The following is a 15,493-nucleotide window of genomic DNA, read 5'->3' as shown; positions in this document are numbered from 1 at the left end:
CTTCCAGCCTTCCAGCCTTCCAGCCTTCCAGCCTTCCAGCCTTCCAGCCTTCCAGCCTTCCAGCCTTCCAGCCTTCCAGCCTTCCAGCCTTCCAGCCTTCCAGCCTTCCAGCCTTCCAGCCTTCCAGCCTTCCAGCCTTCCAGCCTTCCAGCCTTCCAGCTTTCTGTCCCAATCCGGTATATCATCACTGAATAAAAAACCTTAAATAGCGGAGTCATTCCATGCTCAAAACAGCGGTAATCATTGGTGCTACTGGCTTGGTGGGCTCAGAATTACTGGATCAGCTTCTGGAGTCTCCAGATATTGAGAAGGTAGTAGCACTGGCTCGCAGAGAGGTTCAGCAAACGTCTGACAAACTGGAAAGTCATATCATTGATTTCAAAAATCTGGAGCAGTCTCGGGATCTTATCAAAGGTGATTTGTTTTTTTCCTGTCTGGGTACAACGAAAAAGCAGGCTGGCTCTATCGATGCCCAAAGACAGATAGATTTTGATTATCAATGGGAGGCGGCCCGAATTGCTGCAGAGAATAATGTGCCTCATTATCTGTTAATCAGTTCAAGTGGTGCCAATGCGCAAAGTCATTCTCAGTATTTCAAAATGAAAGGTGAATTAGAGCAGGCAATAAAACAGCTTCCTTTCCAGAATGTGAGTATCTTCCAGCCATCACTGTTATTGGGAAAAAGAAGAGAAAATCGTTTGGGTGAAGGCCTGGCTGCCAAGGTATTACCTTGTCTTTGCCAGTTACCTGGTTTGAGAAAGCTAAGGCCCATTCATGATTGGGAGCTGGCAGGTAAAATGTTGAAAGTGGCTACAAAAGAAAGAGCTGACGGCGTTTCAACATACACTCTGGATGAGATATTTCAGTAAGTTTCTGTATGGATACAGAGGCGACAGATAACGTGTGTCAGTGGCTGGTATCGATGATCTGTCCATCAATAACTCTCTGTTGCAAAGGGCAGTGCCCTAATTGATAGGCGAGTTCATTAGGGTGATCAATATCCCAGAGGCAGAAGTCTGCCGCTTTATCTTCTTCAAGGCTTCCATAGTGATCAGCAATACCCAGGGCACGAGCGGCATTGATCGTCACTCCTGCCAGAGCTTCTGCGGGGGTTAGCTGAAAAAAGATGCAGCCCATGTTCATCATCATTCTGATAGATGCCAGTGGAGAGGTGCCTGGGTTGGTGTCTGTAGCCAGAGCAATAGGAACCTGATAATGCCGTAGTAGCTCTACCGGCGGTGGGGTTTGGCAGCGCATAAAATAATAAGAGCCCGGAAGTAGCACCGCAATAGACCCGGACTCTGCCATGTCCGCAATGCCCTGTTCAGAAATATGCTGAAGGTGGTCGCAGGAAAGGGCATTCATATGGGCAGCCAGAGAGGCCCCACCATTTTCACTGAACTGCTCGGTATGACATTTGGTAGGTAAACCATTGTCTATGGCTGATTGAAAAATTTTGTCACGATGAGCCATGGTGAAAGCAGCATTTTCACAATGTATATCTACCGCTTCTGCGAGCTTTTTGTCGGCTACTTCAGGGATAAGCTGCTGGCAGATCATATCAACGTATTCGTCAGTTCTTCCTGCAAACTCAGGGGGAAGGGTGCTGGCTACCAGTAATGTACTGATAATTTTTATGGTATGTCGGTTGTGAAGTTCTTTGGCAACCTCCAGCATCTTGATTTCGTCCACCAGGTTAAGGCCATAACCGGATTTGATTTCAACCAGTGTGACGCCTTCTGCAGTTAATGCTTTGAGACGGGGAAGGGTAGACTTGATCAATTGCTCTTTGGATCTTACCCGGGTAGCTCTGGCTGTGGCGAGAATCCCCCCTCCTTGAGCAGCAATCTGTTCATAAGGGACACCTTTTAGTCGTAACTCGAACTCCTGGGCCCGGTGACCGCCAAATACTAAATGGGTATGACAGTCGATGAGTCCCGGTGTCAGCCAACCGTTATGGCCGTCAGTTACATCATAAGGCAGTCGAGTGGCGGTAACAGCAGACATGGGTTCAATGCGTGCAATCTTTCCCTTGTGGATACCTAAAGCACAACGGTGTCTTGAGCCATAGGGGTGAGACATGGCTGGATCAAAGGTAGCCAGATTGACATTAATCCAGACTCGGTCGCACTCTTTTAGTTGGATCACGCGATGCATTGCCATGGTTGTACTCAGACAGTCGGCTACACAGAAGCCAGAATCAAGATGCTGGCAGATCATTATGACTGGAGATGGAATCTAAGAATAGCCAGATAATCTTAATTCGAAAGGAAATCTGCAGCTGAGTAGATGGTTAAGATTGGTGACCGTAAGAAGACGGAGTGATTAATTCTAATGGTTATAAAAAATACAGAAATGTTACAGATGAGTGATAAATGAACTACCTTGATAAAAAAGGGTATGCACGGTCAGGGACACAATTATGTCTGAAGGCAATCTACAGATCATTCTCACCTTCGTAGTTTATTTTACCATGATGCTGGGAGTGGGCTATATCGCTTGGCAGAGAACACACAGTTCAGCTGACTACTTTCTGGGAGGTCGTTCGTTAGGTCCGTGGTCTGCGGCTTTAAGTGCAGGGGCGTCTGATATGAGCGGTTGGCTGTTGCTGGGCTTGCCCGGTTATGCTTTTGCTGCCGGTTTCGAAGCTTTCTGGTTGGCTGCGGGGTTGTTGGGTGGTACCTGGTTGAATTGGCTGATCGTCGCCCGGCGTTTGAGAATATACAGTGTAGTAGCGGATGACTCTCTGACGCTTCCTGAGTATTTTGCTAATCGGTTCGAAGATAGCAAAGGGCTTTTGCAACCTGTTTCTGCTGCATTCATTCTGGTCTTCTTCCTTTTTTATACCAGCTCGGGTCTGGTTGCCGGGGGCAAACTGTTTGAATCTGTTTTTGGAATAGATTATGAGTGGGCCGTAATCATCGGTATGTTGTCTGTCATTTCCTATACCCTGTTTGGTGGCTTTCTGGCTGTGTGCTGGACCGATCTGATCCAGGGGCTGTTAATGGCTGTCGCCTTGCTGATCGTGCCCATAGCGGCGCTTGAGGTCAGTGGTGGAGCTGACCGGGTGTTTGTAGAAATCAGAGAGTTGAATCCGGAGCTGCTCAATGCCTTTACTACCCGTGAAGGTCAGGCATTGTCCTGGATTACTATTTTCTCGTTATTAGGCTGGGGGTTGGGGTATTTTGGCCAGCCTCATATTCTGGCCCGTTTCAAGGCCGTTCAATCAGCAAGTCAGTTAACCCTGGCAAGACGTATTGCGATCAGCTGGACCGCTATTTGTATGTTGGGTGCATTGCTGGTCGGTCTGGCAGGAATAGTTTATACCGAGAGAACAGGTATTCAGCTGGATGATCCTGAAGCCATCTTTATGCTGATGGTGAATACTCTTTTCCATCCAGTGCTTGCCGGTATTCTGCTGGCAGCTATTTTGGCAGCTATCATGAGCACAGCAGATTCTCAGTTACTGGTTTGCTCAACGGCTTTTGCTGAAGACTTCTATCGGGATATTTTCAGAAGGAATGCCAATGCTCAGGAAGTGCTTCTGGTGGGGCGTTTGGCTGTTGTAGGTATTGCGGTGATAGCAACCTGGTTGGCTATGAATCCTGATAGTAGTGTTCTGGGAATGGTGTCATATGCCTGGGCTGGTTTTGGTGCCGCGTTCGGACCGGCGCTACTTTTGTCTCTGTATTGGAAAAGAATGACTGGCGTAGGCGCAATGGCAGGCATTATTGCAGGCGCAGTCACTGTTCTGGTATGGAAGCCATTATCCGGTGGGGTATTTGATCTTTATGAGATTGTCCCGGGGTTTTTGATTTCTCTGCTCATTTGTATTTTGTTTAGCTTGATGAGTCGACAGCCTTCAAGGGATATGATTGATTGTTTTGAAGAGGTGGAGAGCCGGGCCCGTTCTGTTTCTCGCTATGATGATGAAGAGCCCTCACTGTCATAATTCAATATCACCTGCACACTGCCTATAAAAGCAGTGTGTAGGTTGGCCAGACAATTACGATCACAGTCAGTAACCAGTAAGCTACATCTCCGACCTTTTGTTCTAGGTGAATCAGTTTTTTCAAGTCGTTCATTACAGTTCCATTGAAACAATTGATGATGTGGAGAAACGACTATCGGCACTCGTCATTCAAACATGACAAAAAATTTTATGGCTCCTGTCACAGTTTAAAAACACTCGCCCAAAACATCACTCATGTTGATCACTCCAGAGGCTCATTGCTGTTTCTACACTCTAAAAGTTATGAGTTTTCGAAGACAGTTACTTTGATGTTTTTGTGATAGCAGGATAAACGACGAAGAGAATGTGTTTAGGCCTCGCATAAGATTTACGAGGCCCGGAGAAGTTAGGCTTTTCGGGGGGAGAACCAGAAGTTGTAACTGAAGGGTTGAGTTAGGCTTGACCCTTGAGCCGCTAGCATTGCTTCAGGGTGATAGCGTTGTATCTGTTGCTTAACGAGTAGCTCCTGAGTTCTGTGGACGTCGACCATAATAAGGTACTGACCTTTTTCAAGGTCATTATGAAAGCGCTTGATTTTATAGTTCTCCTTGGTAATGCCTACCAGTCCACCACACCATGCCCCAAATAGGGTGCAGCAGACCATGACTGCAGCTGGAACAAGTAGCGGTAATGAGAAAAGGCTGTCGACGGTGAGTCCGGCCATAGTGCCTAGAGCAGCGCCAATCATGGCACCCATTTCTCCCGAATGGATCAGATCATTTTGGTGGAAAAGATTGGCACCATGAACATGGCGGTGGTAGAGGCCGGCGATATCTTTACTGAGTACGTGGATGTTCCAGTCTGATAAGCCTTCCCGGTGAAGATCGTCTGAGATCTGACTGACGCTGTCCAGTGACTTGGTCAGGTAGTAGAGACGTTTCATGAACTCCCTCCTGCACTATGGCACGCAGAAACAATTATTTGAGTATAGAGTAAGGGGTGTCTGCTCTGAGAGCTGTTCTCAATAAAGAATCCTGAGTTCATATATTAATGAAATATGGAGAGAGTCATGAAACAATTGAAAGTTGCAGTCAAAAAGCGTGATCAGGAAAGCGAAATTCGCGACCCTCATGATGACGAGTTAAGGCAAGTTCTGGAGCGACTGAAGAAAAAAGGTCTGAACCCTATGCAAATGTGTCACAAGCTGATCGAGCATGATGAGCCAGCCCCGAAAAGCCAGTCCTGGAGCTATGACCTGGTGGTGGAAGAGTGCAAGCGATTGAAGGTGATGCTGTAAATCTGGATATGAAAAGCCTGCATCGTAATAGTGCAGGCTAATGGTTCACCAGAAAGGTCAGTTGGACTGAATCATGGCTTTAATTTTTATGGCTTTTTCAAAATGGTCCAGCTGATGAGTCATAATCCACCACTCTGCAGCTTCCATGAGCAGTTCTGGGTCATCATTTTTGTTTTTGAAAAATGCATAAAATGAAACGCCTGCGTCCTCACCCTTGCTGGCTACTTTTTTATCACATATTTCAATAATCTTACGTTTCAGACTTTCTCTCATCTTCCTGATTTTGAACTCAAGGTAAGTGATGGGTGACTCTATGCATGAAAGAGGTTTATAACTTGCCTGTTTTTAGCAGTTGCTGAAACTTCAACTTCTTCTCTTGTGCTGTTAGTTGAGGGGCTTCGGCATCAGCATGAGAAACCAGCGGTCCCAGATCCAGACTAACAGGTTCACTTTCTGGTGTGGGTGGCTCCTGATCTTCCTGAAGCAGATGATTATCCATTACATCCAGGGCTTCAAGCAGTCCTGGATAAGTCTCATCGGACTCATTCAGGTCCTGTAACTTACTTGAGATGCTATCGCGTATTTGTCGTATACGTTCAAGTGAAACCTTGTCCTGGTTTTCTTCCAGCCATCTTCTGGCAGATTCGCCATTGGTTGCCATACTCGATCTAGTTCCAGAGTATTTATGTCAGCCCACATAATACCATTTCCATGCCGCTTCTGGTGAGTGTTTCGAGTGGACATTATGAATGTATCTCAAGAAATGCCTCTTGAGTGACTTTTACAGGTGCTAGGCGAAGGGTTCTTCAGGATAAATGCTGCTCGTGTTTTTGTCTGTTTCGGTAATTACCATCCTGAATGGGCTGATGCAAATACGTACAATTTAATATCTGAATTTGGCCTAAGCGCTTGGGAGTAGGGTCTTGATAGAAGAAGTTCGAAGTCAGGTAGCAGAGCTGACTGAGCGGCTGAGGCAGCTTCGGTTGTCCGGTGCACCAGGGCAGCCTCTGGTACGGATAGAACAGCCCTTTCCCATGATTAATCTTTTTAACTGGCTTACGGCTCAGACACTATCAGGAAAAAGTTACTGGCAGGATAGAGACAGCGACTACAAAGTGGCAGGGCTTGGCAAAGCCTGGCGTTTCAAAATCAGGGATCAGTCGGAAGTGAGCACTTGTTTTGAGCAGGTCGATTCATTACTGGGCAAAACAACACGCTGCCTGGGCTATTTATCCTTTTCCGACAGTCATCACATGATCTGGCCTGACTTTGGTTACGGTGAATTCTTTTTCCCGGTGCTGGAAGTGACTCAGACCCGAAAGGGGGGGTCTCTGGCCTGTCATTTACTGGGTCAAGATGAACTGTCATGGACGTGTAGTATTGAAAAAGTTCTGAACAACCTGGAGCAGGTGAGTTGGGCTCTGGAAGAAACGGATACGCAGTGTTTGCTCAGTACGCCGGAGTTTAAGCCTGATCAGTCCCTCTGGACTTCCCTGATCAGGCAGGCCTTGCAGGGTTTTGAGTCGGGAGTGTTGAAAAAGGTGGTGCTTTCCAGAGAAGCACGTTTGCACTTGTTGGAAGGGCAACTGGATCCCTGGATGATATTGTATTTATGGCAGGTTGCGAATCCCAGGTCTTATGTCTTTGGCTTTGAATCTGACGAAGGTTCTCTGTTCTTTGGCTGTTCGCCTGAGCGACTGTTTCGCAGAGTCGATCGTGTTATCCATACTGAAGCTCTGGCCGGCACAACGAGACGGGGCAGTGACAGGGATGAAGACTTTAAACTTGAGCTTCGTCTGCTTAATGACTCAAAGAATGTCCATGAAAATCGCCTGGTGCTGGAAGATATTCGCACACGTCTTGAATCAATATGCAGCTACCTGGAGTTCGATCGCAGTCATTCTGTTGTCAAACTCCAGACCATCCAGCATCTGAGGCAATTGATAAGAGGCGTTCTCAAAGAAGGTGTCGATGACAGTCAGTTATTTTCCCTTTTACACCCAACACCTGCGGTGGGTGGCGAACCCAGAGAAATGGCCCGGCACTTTATTGAAAAGCATGAAACCTACAATAGAGGACTTTATGCTGGCGCCTGTGGTGTATTGGGTAAAAAACGCAGTGAATTCACCGTATCTATACGCAGCGCCTTGCTGGAGGAGAAGAGCCTCTCGTTATTTTCTGGTGCAGGCATTGTCAATGGCTCAGATGTGCAGGATGAATGGCAGGAGTTGAATAACAAGATCAAAACTGTTCAGTCACTTCTGGATCAGAAAACCTGTGTTACAGAGACATCCATCAGCCGTGAGCCGGAAGTGCAGCATACGCCGGATCATGAAAATGGCTATCGGGTTGGCTAAAGCTGCATCACCATAGAGTACTGTATTGGAAAACCAAATGACCTTTCCCACCAGGCATCCTAGCCTTAACTTTCTTTGGTCTGCACTGATTCTGGAAGAGTTGAGTCGTCTAGGCGTTGAACATGCCTGTATTGCACCGGGCTCGCGTTCTGCCCCTCTGACATTGATGGCTGCAGAGCATCAAAAACTTGAGAAACATGTGCACTTTGATGAGCGCGGGTTGGGTTTTTTTGCTTTGGGGCTGGCTAAAAGCACCCGTAAGCCGGTTGCCGTTATTACTACTTCCGGCACTGCGGTTGCCAATCTCTATCCGGCTGTTATTGAAGCCCGGCAGTCCGGGGTTCCTCTGATCATCCTGACTGCAGACAGACCACCCGAGCTTATTGACTGCGGGGCTAATCAGGCTATTGAACAACAGGATATTTATGCGGGTTATCCCGGAGCTACTTTAAAGTTGCCAACACCTGATGAAAATATCCCCCCAAGCTGGTTACTGACCAGTATTGATCAGGCGTTTGCCCGCTCCTGTATGCAGGGGTTACCCATGCACGTAAATTGTATGTTTCGTGAACCCTTATATCCGCAAGGGCGGGAGTTTGATTTCTCTGGCTATTTGAGTCGACTGTCACTCTGGTGTTCAGCTCATGCTCCCCATACGGTTTATGACGCTCAGTTGAATGTCTCAATTGAGAAGAGCCCTGTTGAGTGGTCAGAGTTTGCCAATGGTAAAGGGGTGATCATTGCTGGCCGTATTGAGGAAAGGGAGTCTGCAGAAGCCGTTGCAGAGTTGGCGCGTCAATTGGGGTGGCCTCTGCTGGCCGATCTCCAATCCCAGCTTCATGGTCATCCGGATGCTATTCCTCATGCAGATCTTCTATTGGCTGGCAAAGCAGGAAAGTTTCTCCTTAGTCAGGCGGATCGAATTTTCCAGGTCGGTGGTCATTTAGTTTCAAAGAGACTGGATAAGTTTGTATCTGCAGGTGAGTGGCAACATTACTGGATGGCAGGGCAGGAGTTCAGGCGGATGGATACGGGTCATAGTCAAACGTATCGCCTGGTAGCTCCTGTCGCTGATTGCTGTCGTATGTTGGCGGGTCGGTCCTGTGTAACTGACTCTGAGATGGCATGGAAAAAACAGATCGAGCAGCTGTCTCAATCGGTCCATTCTCAGGTTACTGAGCTTGATTCGGAAACAGGATCGTTAACTGAGCGTTGGTTGGGTGCAAACCTGACTCAAATGCTGCCCGAAGGCAGCAGCCTGTTTTTGGGTAACAGCCTGCCGATTCGATTGCTGGATATGTTTTCCCTGTTTCCCACCGGTCAGGTGTATACCAACCGTGGAGCCAGTGGTATTGACGGGCTAATGGCGACGGCAGCAGGGTGTGCTTTGGGTGAAAAAAACGTCATGGTGGCAGTGATTGGCGATCTTTCATTCCTTCATGATCTGAACTCTCTTCAACTGCTGCGTCAGCTGAAAACACCTTTTGTATTACTGGTGATCAATAACGACGGTGGTGGCATTTTTAATATGCTGCCTGTGGAAGATCGGCCTGAAGCTGCACAGGAATACTTTGTGACTCCCCATGGCCTGAATGCCAGCCAGGCTGCTGCGATGTTTGGCCTGTGTTATCACCAGCCTGCCAATCGTCATGAACTGGAATCTTTACTGAAACAGGCGGGCCAACAGTCAGGCGCTTCAGTCATTGAGGTCACGACTCGGCCCGGTCAGGCGGCTGAACAAATAAAGCAGGCGGTGAGCCTGCTGGAGATGTTGTCATGAGCGAAATCAATCTGGCTTATCGAACCTGGGGTATCCGAGAAGGGGTGCCACTGGTTTTATTGCATGGATTTCTCGGTGACTCCAGTGACTGGGAAGCATTGGCTAGAAATCTTGAAAACGATCTTTATCTGGTGGCTGTGGATTTGCCCGGACATGGTAAAAGCCGCGATATCAAGGTCAGTCAGGACAATGCGTTTGAAGCATTTAGCGATTTGCTGCGCCAAACGCTTTCCCAGCTTGGGCTCAGTCAATACAGTCTTTTGGGCTACTCACTGGGTGGGCGTTTGGCTATGAGTCATCTGGTTCAGGAAACAGAGGCTGTTGACCGGTTGCTGGTGGAGTCTTCCCATCCGGGTCTCGAAGACGAAGCTGAGCGAAAGGCTCGCTGGAAGAATGACCAGGGCTGGGCAGAACAATTCCGCAATAATCCATTAAGTGAAGTCTTGCAGCGTTGGTATCACCAACCGATTTTTGCTGATCTGAACAGTCGTGAGCGAGAACGGCTGATGCAGCATCGTTGCAACAGTCATCAGGTAGAAATATCGTCTACTGAGCAGGAGGCAGCTACTGAGAGTGGTGAATCACTGGCGTATGCCCTTGAAGCCTTCAGCCTGTCTCGGCAACCTGAATTTTGGGGGATGCTGAACCGAACTTCGGGAGCTTCACATTATTTTTGCGGTGAGAGAGATTTGAAGTTTCAGGCCATCGCTCACCGTCTGCTGGAGATGGGGTGTTTTCATGGGATTCATGAAATTAAAGAGGCGGGTCACAATATTCACAGGGAACAGCCAGAGGTAATGGCGAAAATGATCAGGCAGTTACTTTTACCGTGATAAAGACTGTGCTCAGCGACTTCCTCTACTCAAGGGAAGCTGAGAACAATGTTATTTGCTCATGGCTGTTTTTGAAGAGTCTTGAGTCGTCTCTGCAGCACACAGCCAGTCGCACTGGTACAGGAGTCTTCAGCCGTCTATGAAGCAAGCGTTATTCCAGTCATGTCATATTTATCGCTACCGACAGCCACTAAGAAAGTCCCTTCCTTTAAAGACTGTGACTTTGACTGAGCGTGAAGGATTTATTCTGGAAATGGTGGATCAGGCAGGGCTTGTTCACTACGGAGAAGCCTCTCCACTGACTGATTTTAGCCAGGAAACTCTTTCAGAGGCTCTGATGCAACTAAAGCATGCCGCAGAGCTTTACTGTACTCGGGGGACTGTGGATCAAAACCTTATGTTCCCCTCTGTTGCTTTCGCTATTGAAAGTATTCGATTCAGTGCTGGAAAAAAGAAATGGTGTCGGCAAAAGGCGCCCAGTGCGCCTTTGCTCATGGGGGCTGATGAATCCTCACTTGAGCGTCTTGACCATTGGCAGGGAGATTGGCCAAGGGAGTTTAAGTTGAAGGTTGGGCGCAATGCCATCAAGCAGGATGTTGAAGCGGTAAAAAAAATACTTGAACGTATCCCTGAACAGATAAATCTTCGGCTGGATGCCAATCAGCGTTGGTCACTGGATGAGGCTATCGACTTTTCCATGCAGGTACCCATTAACAGGATCAGTTATATCGAAGAGCCGACTGGTGATTGTGGGGACTTCCCTCAGTTATTTCAGGCAACAGGTATGGGGTATGCACTGGATGAAACACTGCAGGCATGTGCTGTCAATTTGAAACGGCCAGAAATGGTTCCGTTCAATGTTGTTGATGGGCTCAAGGCTGTTGATGGGCTCAAGGCTGTTGTATTGAAACCGACTCTGGTGGGGGGTATTGCCAAATGCCAGTCTCTGGCTGCCTGGGCCAGAGAGAGCGAACTCAGAACCGTATTTAGCTCATCGTTTGAAAGTGCTCTGGGTGTGGGGATTATCGAACAGCTCAGCCTTGAATGTGATCCTCTGGAAAGCGCAGGCCTTGATACGCTTTCTGCATTTCGTTCTCCGGAATTTTGCCTTTTACCTGACATTGGTAAGCCTCTGCCTTTTGATTTAACCCATAACATGGAGATTGTATGGAGTTATCATTCTGCCCTCTGAGGGAGTGGGTTCTCAAAGATCCACGCCGGAGTATTATCCGTCTTGATGGACAGGCTGTTTCCAGAGCTGAGCTTGATAGAAGGGTAGAAACACTTCGTGGTTCTTTTCATGAGCAGGGGGTTAAGAAAGGAGATCGAATACTGGCTCCACCTGTCCATGTTCTGGATGCCGTAACGCTGATTGTTGCGTGTTTGAGGAGTCACTGGGTCTATTGCCCGATCAATCCCCAAATGCCTGAAGAGCAGAAAGAGCAGTATTGTCAGAAGATAGGTGCTCAATGGTCACTGCAGAAAGAACGTGGGGCAATGAAGAGACTGAAGTGGCCTTCTCAATCAGACAAGGTAATGTGTACCGAAGTCAGGCTGGCAATAAATCCCCAGGCTATTTTTGATCTGATTGCAACATCGGGTACTACCGGTGTTCCCAAAGCAGTAAGCCACACTTTTGCAAATCATCTATACAGTGCAGAAGGTTCGTTGATCCGTATTCCACTTACAGAAGACGATAGCTGGTTATTGTCACTGCCTCTGTTCCATGTCGGCGGTTTTGGCATAGTCATCCGCTGTCTTCTGGCTGGGGCGGAAATGGTTATAGATGCCCAGAAAACGTCATTGCAGCAGTTGCTGGAGGAACAGCGGATCAGCCACGTCTCTCTGGTGAATACCCAGTTACGCAGGTTATTGGTACGAGGGGCTGGGCCTCTGGATAAAAGCTATCTCAAATGTATTCTTCTGGGGGGAGGGTATGCTTCACCAGAGCTGGTTTCCAGGGTTCAGGAGAGAGGTATTCGAATTCTGACCACTTATGGAATGACAGAAATGAGCTCTCAGGTCTGTACCGGGTCTCCTGACTTTATTGCTTCTGGTGTGACGTCTGGCGAACCGTTGCCTTTTCGAGAGGTCTCTATAGCACCTTCCGGTGAGATCCTGGTTAAAGGCCAGACATTATCACCCGGGTATTTTGAAGGTGGTGAGGTTCTTCCCTTCGTCGATGAAGAGGGTTGGTATCATTCGGGGGATCTGGGAAGGTGGGCGGGTAGCCAAATAATCGTTATTGGTCGTATAGATAACATGCTCATTTCCGGAGGAGAAAACATCCATCCTGAAGAAATTGAAAAGGCTTTACTCAGTATTGACGACATCATAATGGCTGTTGTGGTATCAGTAAGCGACGACGAGTATGGACAAAGGCCGTTTGCATTTGTACAAACCGAATCAGGTTCTCTGAATGAAGTATTTACAAAACAAAAGCTTGCAGGCACTATTAGCCGATTCAAGATTCCCGATAGGATTCGCTTGCTTCCGGTTGAGCAGATACCCACCGGCCTCAAGCCCAATCGTCAAACCCTGCAAGCACTGGCTGACAGGCTTGCAAACTCTTAATCGTTTTTTAACTGATTGTCGTCGCCATCTGTACCAGACCAAGGCATAATGCTGGCAGTAAGCGGCGATAGTTGAAGTGTCTGATGAAAACAAAAGATCAAAAAACCATCCGTGCATTTATCGCTGTCAGGATTCCGCTGGACCTTGCTGCGACACTGCACAAGAAAGCGCAGCACCGGGCCGGTGATGTCCTTCAGCATAAGTTGCGTTGGATGGTACCACAGCAGCAACACATAACACTGCGCTTTCTGGGTGAATGTGACGAGCAAAACCTTGAGCAGTTTTCCAGCTATTTTGAAAAGTCACTATCGAATGTTTGCGGATTTGACTGTATGACTGGCTGTTTTGAGTTTTTTCCTGATGCACACCGACCCCGGGCCTTGGCTTTGAATATGCATTCAGGTCAGCAGTTGAACTCGATTTCCAGAATTTGTGAGGAAGGTGCCCGCTTATGCGGTATGCGTCGTGAAATGCGTAATTTTCGGCCTCATGTGACCCTGGCCCGTTTCAGACAGCATCACCACGTGACGCACAGTCATTTCTTTAATATGCCCAGTTATCGTATGACGGTTAATGAGGTGGTATTAATGAAGAGTGAAACGACAGTGGAAGGTACTCAGTACTCTGTTTTGAAAGTGTTTCCACTGCAGCCACTGGCAAAATCTGCCTGATTCCAGCTTTCCAGATGCGCCTTTGAATAAAAACCCTGTTCTTTCACAGAAAACAGGGTTTTTTTTCATCTGCGGTTTGGGTTTTTAAAACGATTCGAGGTTTAGCTGGAGGCGGTTTCTAATCATGCTTTCATTAAGCAGAAAAAGCTGATCGAGCAGGTGCATTTGCAAACTGCCTGGCCCTTTGCTTAATTCTACGGCTACTTCTCCCGCAATGCCCATACAGCTCAAGCTGGAAAGGGCTGCCAGCCATGGGTCTTCACAAGTCGCTAAAAATGCGGCTGTCACGGCTGTTGCTGAACAGCCTGTGCCAGTTACTTTGGCCATCATAGGGTGTCCATTGCTGATGGCTGCCAGTCGTTTTCCGTCAGTTACATAATCTACAGCCCCCGTCACTGCCATTACTATACCCAGTTCGGCGGCACTGTGTTGTATCGTGCCAAGCGTAGAGGAACTGTCGTGAATGCTGTCTACTCCTTTGCCTGAGGCTTCGCCTGCCAGTACAGAGAGTATTTCAGAAGCATTGCCTCTAACGACAGTGGGTTTTAGTTGCAGCAATTCATGATTCATATTGAGCCGGAAAGTCGTTGCGCCAGCTCCAACTGGATCGAGAATCCAGGGCTTTCCCAGTTCATTAGCTCTCTCAATAGCTAGCACCATGGATGAAACCAGAGAGCGGGTGAGGGTGCCGGTATTGATGACCAGAGCGCCTGCAAGAGTGACCATTTCTGCCACTTCTTCTTCAGCGTGAGCCATGATCGGTGATGCCCCGATGGCGAGCAGTGCATTGGCTGTATTATTCATAACGACCTGGTTGGTAATGTTATGAACAACAGGTTGCTGTTCTCTGAGTATGAGCAAACAATTCGCAATTTCTTTATGCATGGCTGAATACCATCAGGTTCATAGAGGAAGATTCAGCACATTATGGTGTCCCAAGGGATTTAGTCCAGTTTGACAGTTAATTCAGTGATCAATCTTTAGGCAATGTCGGGCTAATCGATTAACAAGTTAATGGGTTGGTAGTGAGACTTTTTGTCTTGAAATTCATGTGTGGATTATTACTCTGTTGCGGGTTTTTAGTGTGGTGGTAAGCTCTGAAAAATGAGTTTAAAACAAAGTTATTAACTGTTGTAAATCGACCGTTCCAGGTATAAATTATGCCGCGTGGCACAGGTGTCTCAATCACATGATTTTTCGATTAGCCTGTGCCGGCCAACTTAATGTGGTTGTTATTTTTTTCAGTTTATTTCTGATGTTATTTACGTCAGAGGCTTTCTATTGTCTGAATTCAGGGGGAGTGACATGTCTATTAAACGCGAAACGCTGGCAGATACATTTGCCCTGATCAGCTTTGGATTGGTTGTTGGCATGTTAGTTGAGATTCTGGTGGCGGGCTTGAGTATTGAGCAGTCTCTGCAGTCACGACTGATGAGTATTCCTGTCAATATGTTAATTGCCCGTCCTTATGGCATGTATCGAGACTGGGCAATGAGTTTCAGTCATCTTTTTGGGTCGAGAAAAGTAGGCGACACAGTTCTGGATACTGTGGCATTTGTCTCTTTCCAGATTCCAGTTTATGCAGCACTGATTGCTACCACTGGAGCGACAGTTGAGCAGGTTATTACTGCATCTCTGGGTCAAATCGGAGCGCTGATGCTGATGGCTCGACCCTATGGTGTGTACATGCAGCTTTGCCGTAACTGGTTTGTTTCAGGTAGTATGAGAGCTGCCTGAAAGTACTTCCTTCTACATCAAATTCCCGACAAATACACCTATCAAATAGGGGTATTTATCTATCGGGGGCTTCCTATTTTCTGACTATCTGGTTATAGTTCTCTCCAGTTTTGCCCGAATGTGTTGTACGGGTTGCCTTTTTTAACTCTGCTTACAGTGGAATTAAACAGTCCTGGTTGCCTCTCTTTATGCAATTGCAGCGTCGTCCGGTAGATCCCGGATTCGCACAACTACTGCCTTGGTCGTTTCGCGAATGTATAAACAGAGTGTTTGCCAAAAGGCGAATGTGCAC

At 47.5% G+C, this 15,493-nt stretch carries 16 protein-coding genes; 10 read left to right on the top strand and 6 right to left on the bottom strand.

All coding sequences use genetic code 11. The features are described 5' to 3' along the window. Positions 1–185: hypothetical protein (locus GZ78_RS29250; RefSeq protein ID WP_407919741.1), on the bottom strand; the 185-nt coding region annotated here is incomplete at its 3' end. Positions 186–221: 36 nt separating this feature from the next. On the opposite strand from GZ78_RS29250, the gene GZ78_RS00655 reads away from it, so the two are divergent. Next, positions 222–869, top strand: coding sequence for an NAD(P)H-binding protein (locus GZ78_RS00655; protein WP_034831961.1), 648 nt, complete (start codon positions 222–224; stop codon positions 867–869). Positions 870–906: 37 nt separating this feature from the next. Here the strand turns inward: GZ78_RS00655 and hutI are convergent, their stop codons facing one another. Beyond that, positions 907–2,163, bottom strand: a complete 1,257-nt coding sequence (gene hutI, locus GZ78_RS00650; protein ID WP_051785912.1) for an imidazolonepropionase — start codon at positions 2,161–2,163, stop codon at positions 907–909. 259 nt (positions 2,164–2,422) lie between these two features. On the opposite strand from hutI, the gene putP reads away from it, so the two are divergent. Then, positions 2,423–3,952, top strand: coding sequence for a sodium/proline symporter PutP (gene putP / locus GZ78_RS00645; RefSeq protein WP_034831959.1), 1,530 nt, complete (start codon positions 2,423–2,425; stop codon positions 3,950–3,952). A 406-nt stretch (positions 3,953–4,358) separates the two neighbouring features. Here putP and GZ78_RS00640 read toward each other — a convergent pair whose 3' ends face one another. After that, on the bottom strand, positions 4,359–4,895 hold the full coding sequence (locus GZ78_RS00640) for a hypothetical protein (RefSeq protein WP_034831957.1): 537 nt from the start codon (positions 4,893–4,895) through the stop codon (positions 4,359–4,361). A 126-nt stretch (positions 4,896–5,021) separates the two neighbouring features. Between GZ78_RS00640 and GZ78_RS00635 the strand changes: the two genes are divergently transcribed. Further along, on the top strand, positions 5,022–5,249 hold the full coding sequence (locus tag GZ78_RS00635; protein WP_034831955.1) for a hypothetical protein: 228 nt from the start codon (positions 5,022–5,024) through the stop codon (positions 5,247–5,249). Positions 5,250–5,306: 57 nt separating this feature from the next. Here GZ78_RS00635 and GZ78_RS00630 read toward each other — a convergent pair whose 3' ends face one another. Together GZ78_RS00630 and GZ78_RS00625 are read right to left on the bottom strand one after the other, a co-directional pair. Next, positions 5,307–5,522 (bottom strand): DUF6500 family protein, encoded by a 216-nt coding sequence (locus tag GZ78_RS00630; protein ID WP_034831954.1) that lies wholly within the window; start codon positions 5,520–5,522, stop codon positions 5,307–5,309. 55 nt (positions 5,523–5,577) lie between these two features. After that, positions 5,578–5,910 (bottom strand): hypothetical protein, encoded by a 333-nt coding sequence (locus tag GZ78_RS00625; protein WP_034831952.1) that lies wholly within the window; start codon positions 5,908–5,910, stop codon positions 5,578–5,580. A gap of 262 nt (positions 5,911–6,172) precedes the next feature. On the opposite strand from GZ78_RS00625, the gene GZ78_RS00620 reads away from it, so the two are divergent. The 6 genes from GZ78_RS00620 (at position 6,173) to thpR (ending at position 13,464) form a co-directional block, all read left to right on the top strand. Beyond that, on the top strand, positions 6,173–7,606 hold the full coding sequence (locus GZ78_RS00620) for an isochorismate synthase (protein ID WP_051785686.1): 1,434 nt from the start codon (positions 6,173–6,175) through the stop codon (positions 7,604–7,606). Between the two features lie 37 nt (positions 7,607–7,643). Then, positions 7,644–9,386: a 2-succinyl-5-enolpyruvyl-6-hydroxy-3-cyclohexene-1-carboxylic-acid synthase gene (gene menD / locus GZ78_RS00615; RefSeq protein WP_034831950.1), complete on the top strand. Its 1,743-nt coding sequence runs from the start codon at positions 7,644–7,646 to the stop codon at positions 9,384–9,386. Continuing rightward, the gene (gene menH, locus GZ78_RS00610; protein ID WP_051785685.1) at positions 9,383–10,219 is read left to right on the top strand and encodes a 2-succinyl-6-hydroxy-2,4-cyclohexadiene-1-carboxylate synthase; all 837 of its coding nucleotides are present in this window, start codon (positions 9,383–9,385) and stop codon (positions 10,217–10,219) included. The genes menD and menH overlap by 4 nt, the downstream gene beginning before the upstream one ends. Before the next feature lie 139 nt (positions 10,220–10,358). Further along, positions 10,359–11,411: an o-succinylbenzoate synthase gene (menC, locus tag GZ78_RS00605; protein ID WP_034831949.1), complete on the top strand. Its 1,053-nt coding sequence runs from the start codon at positions 10,359–10,361 to the stop codon at positions 11,409–11,411. Then, a complete protein-coding gene (menE, locus tag GZ78_RS00600; RefSeq protein ID WP_051785684.1) occupies positions 11,387–12,793 on the top strand; it encodes an o-succinylbenzoate--CoA ligase in 1,407 nt (468 codons plus the stop codon). Before menC ends, menE begins: the two co-directional genes overlap by 25 nt. A gap of 83 nt (positions 12,794–12,876) precedes the next feature. Next, positions 12,877–13,464 carry an RNA 2',3'-cyclic phosphodiesterase gene (gene thpR, locus GZ78_RS00595; protein ID WP_034831947.1) on the top strand — a complete coding sequence of 196 codons (588 nt, stop codon included), beginning with the start codon at positions 12,877–12,879 and terminating at the stop codon, positions 13,462–13,464. Positions 13,465–13,548: 84 nt separating this feature from the next. Here thpR and thiM read toward each other — a convergent pair whose 3' ends face one another. Further along, positions 13,549–14,349 carry a hydroxyethylthiazole kinase gene (gene thiM / locus GZ78_RS00590; RefSeq protein ID WP_034831945.1) on the bottom strand — a complete coding sequence of 267 codons (801 nt, stop codon included), beginning with the start codon at positions 14,347–14,349 and terminating at the stop codon, positions 13,549–13,551. 420 nt (positions 14,350–14,769) lie between these two features. Between thiM and alaE the strand changes: the two genes are divergently transcribed. Continuing rightward, the gene (gene alaE / locus GZ78_RS00585) at positions 14,770–15,201 is read left to right on the top strand and encodes an L-alanine exporter AlaE (protein ID WP_034831943.1); all 432 of its coding nucleotides are present in this window, start codon (positions 14,770–14,772) and stop codon (positions 15,199–15,201) included. Positions 15,202–15,493: the final 292 nt, after the last annotated feature.

The sequence above is a fragment of the Endozoicomonas numazuensis genome, assembly GCF_000722635.1.
GTDB lineage: Bacteria > Pseudomonadota > Gammaproteobacteria > Pseudomonadales > Endozoicomonadaceae > Endozoicomonas_A > Endozoicomonas_A numazuensis.
Note: the sequence above shows the minus strand (reverse complement) of the source record. Positions and strands in the feature narration are given on the sequence as shown.

Bases quoted from the DNA above. Each gene is read 5' to 3' on its own strand.
- GZ78_RS00625 (WP_034831952.1), bottom strand. From the start codon at position 5,910: ATGGCAACCAATGGCGAATCTGCCAGAAGATGGCTGGAAGAAAACCAG.
- menH (WP_051785685.1), top strand. From the start codon at position 9,383: ATGAGCGAAATCAATCTGGCTTATCGAACCTGGGGTATCCGAGAAGGG.
- menC (WP_034831949.1), top strand. From the start codon at position 10,359: ATGAAGCAAGCGTTATTCCAGTCATGTCATATTTATCGCTACCGACAG.
- menD (WP_034831950.1), top strand. From the start codon at position 7,644: ATGACCTTTCCCACCAGGCATCCTAGCCTTAACTTTCTTTGGTCTGCA.
- menE (WP_051785684.1), top strand. From the start codon at position 11,387: ATGGAGTTATCATTCTGCCCTCTGAGGGAGTGGGTTCTCAAAGATCCA.
- GZ78_RS00630 (WP_034831954.1), bottom strand. From the start codon at position 5,522: ATGAGAGAAAGTCTGAAACGTAAGATTATTGAAATATGTGATAAAAAA.
- GZ78_RS00635 (WP_034831955.1), top strand. From the start codon at position 5,022: ATGAAACAATTGAAAGTTGCAGTCAAAAAGCGTGATCAGGAAAGCGAA.
- thpR (WP_034831947.1), top strand. From the start codon at position 12,877: ATGAAAACAAAAGATCAAAAAACCATCCGTGCATTTATCGCTGTCAGG.
- alaE (WP_034831943.1), top strand. From the start codon at position 14,770: ATGTCTATTAAACGCGAAACGCTGGCAGATACATTTGCCCTGATCAGC.
- hutI (WP_051785912.1), bottom strand. From the start codon at position 2,163: ATGGCAATGCATCGCGTGATCCAACTAAAAGAGTGCGACCGAGTCTGG.
- GZ78_RS00655 (WP_034831961.1), top strand. From the start codon at position 222: ATGCTCAAAACAGCGGTAATCATTGGTGCTACTGGCTTGGTGGGCTCA.
- GZ78_RS00640 (WP_034831957.1), bottom strand. From the start codon at position 4,895: ATGAAACGTCTCTACTACCTGACCAAGTCACTGGACAGCGTCAGTCAG.
- thiM (WP_034831945.1), bottom strand. From the start codon at position 14,349: ATGCATAAAGAAATTGCGAATTGTTTGCTCATACTCAGAGAACAGCAA.
- putP (WP_034831959.1), top strand. From the start codon at position 2,423: ATGTCTGAAGGCAATCTACAGATCATTCTCACCTTCGTAGTTTATTTT.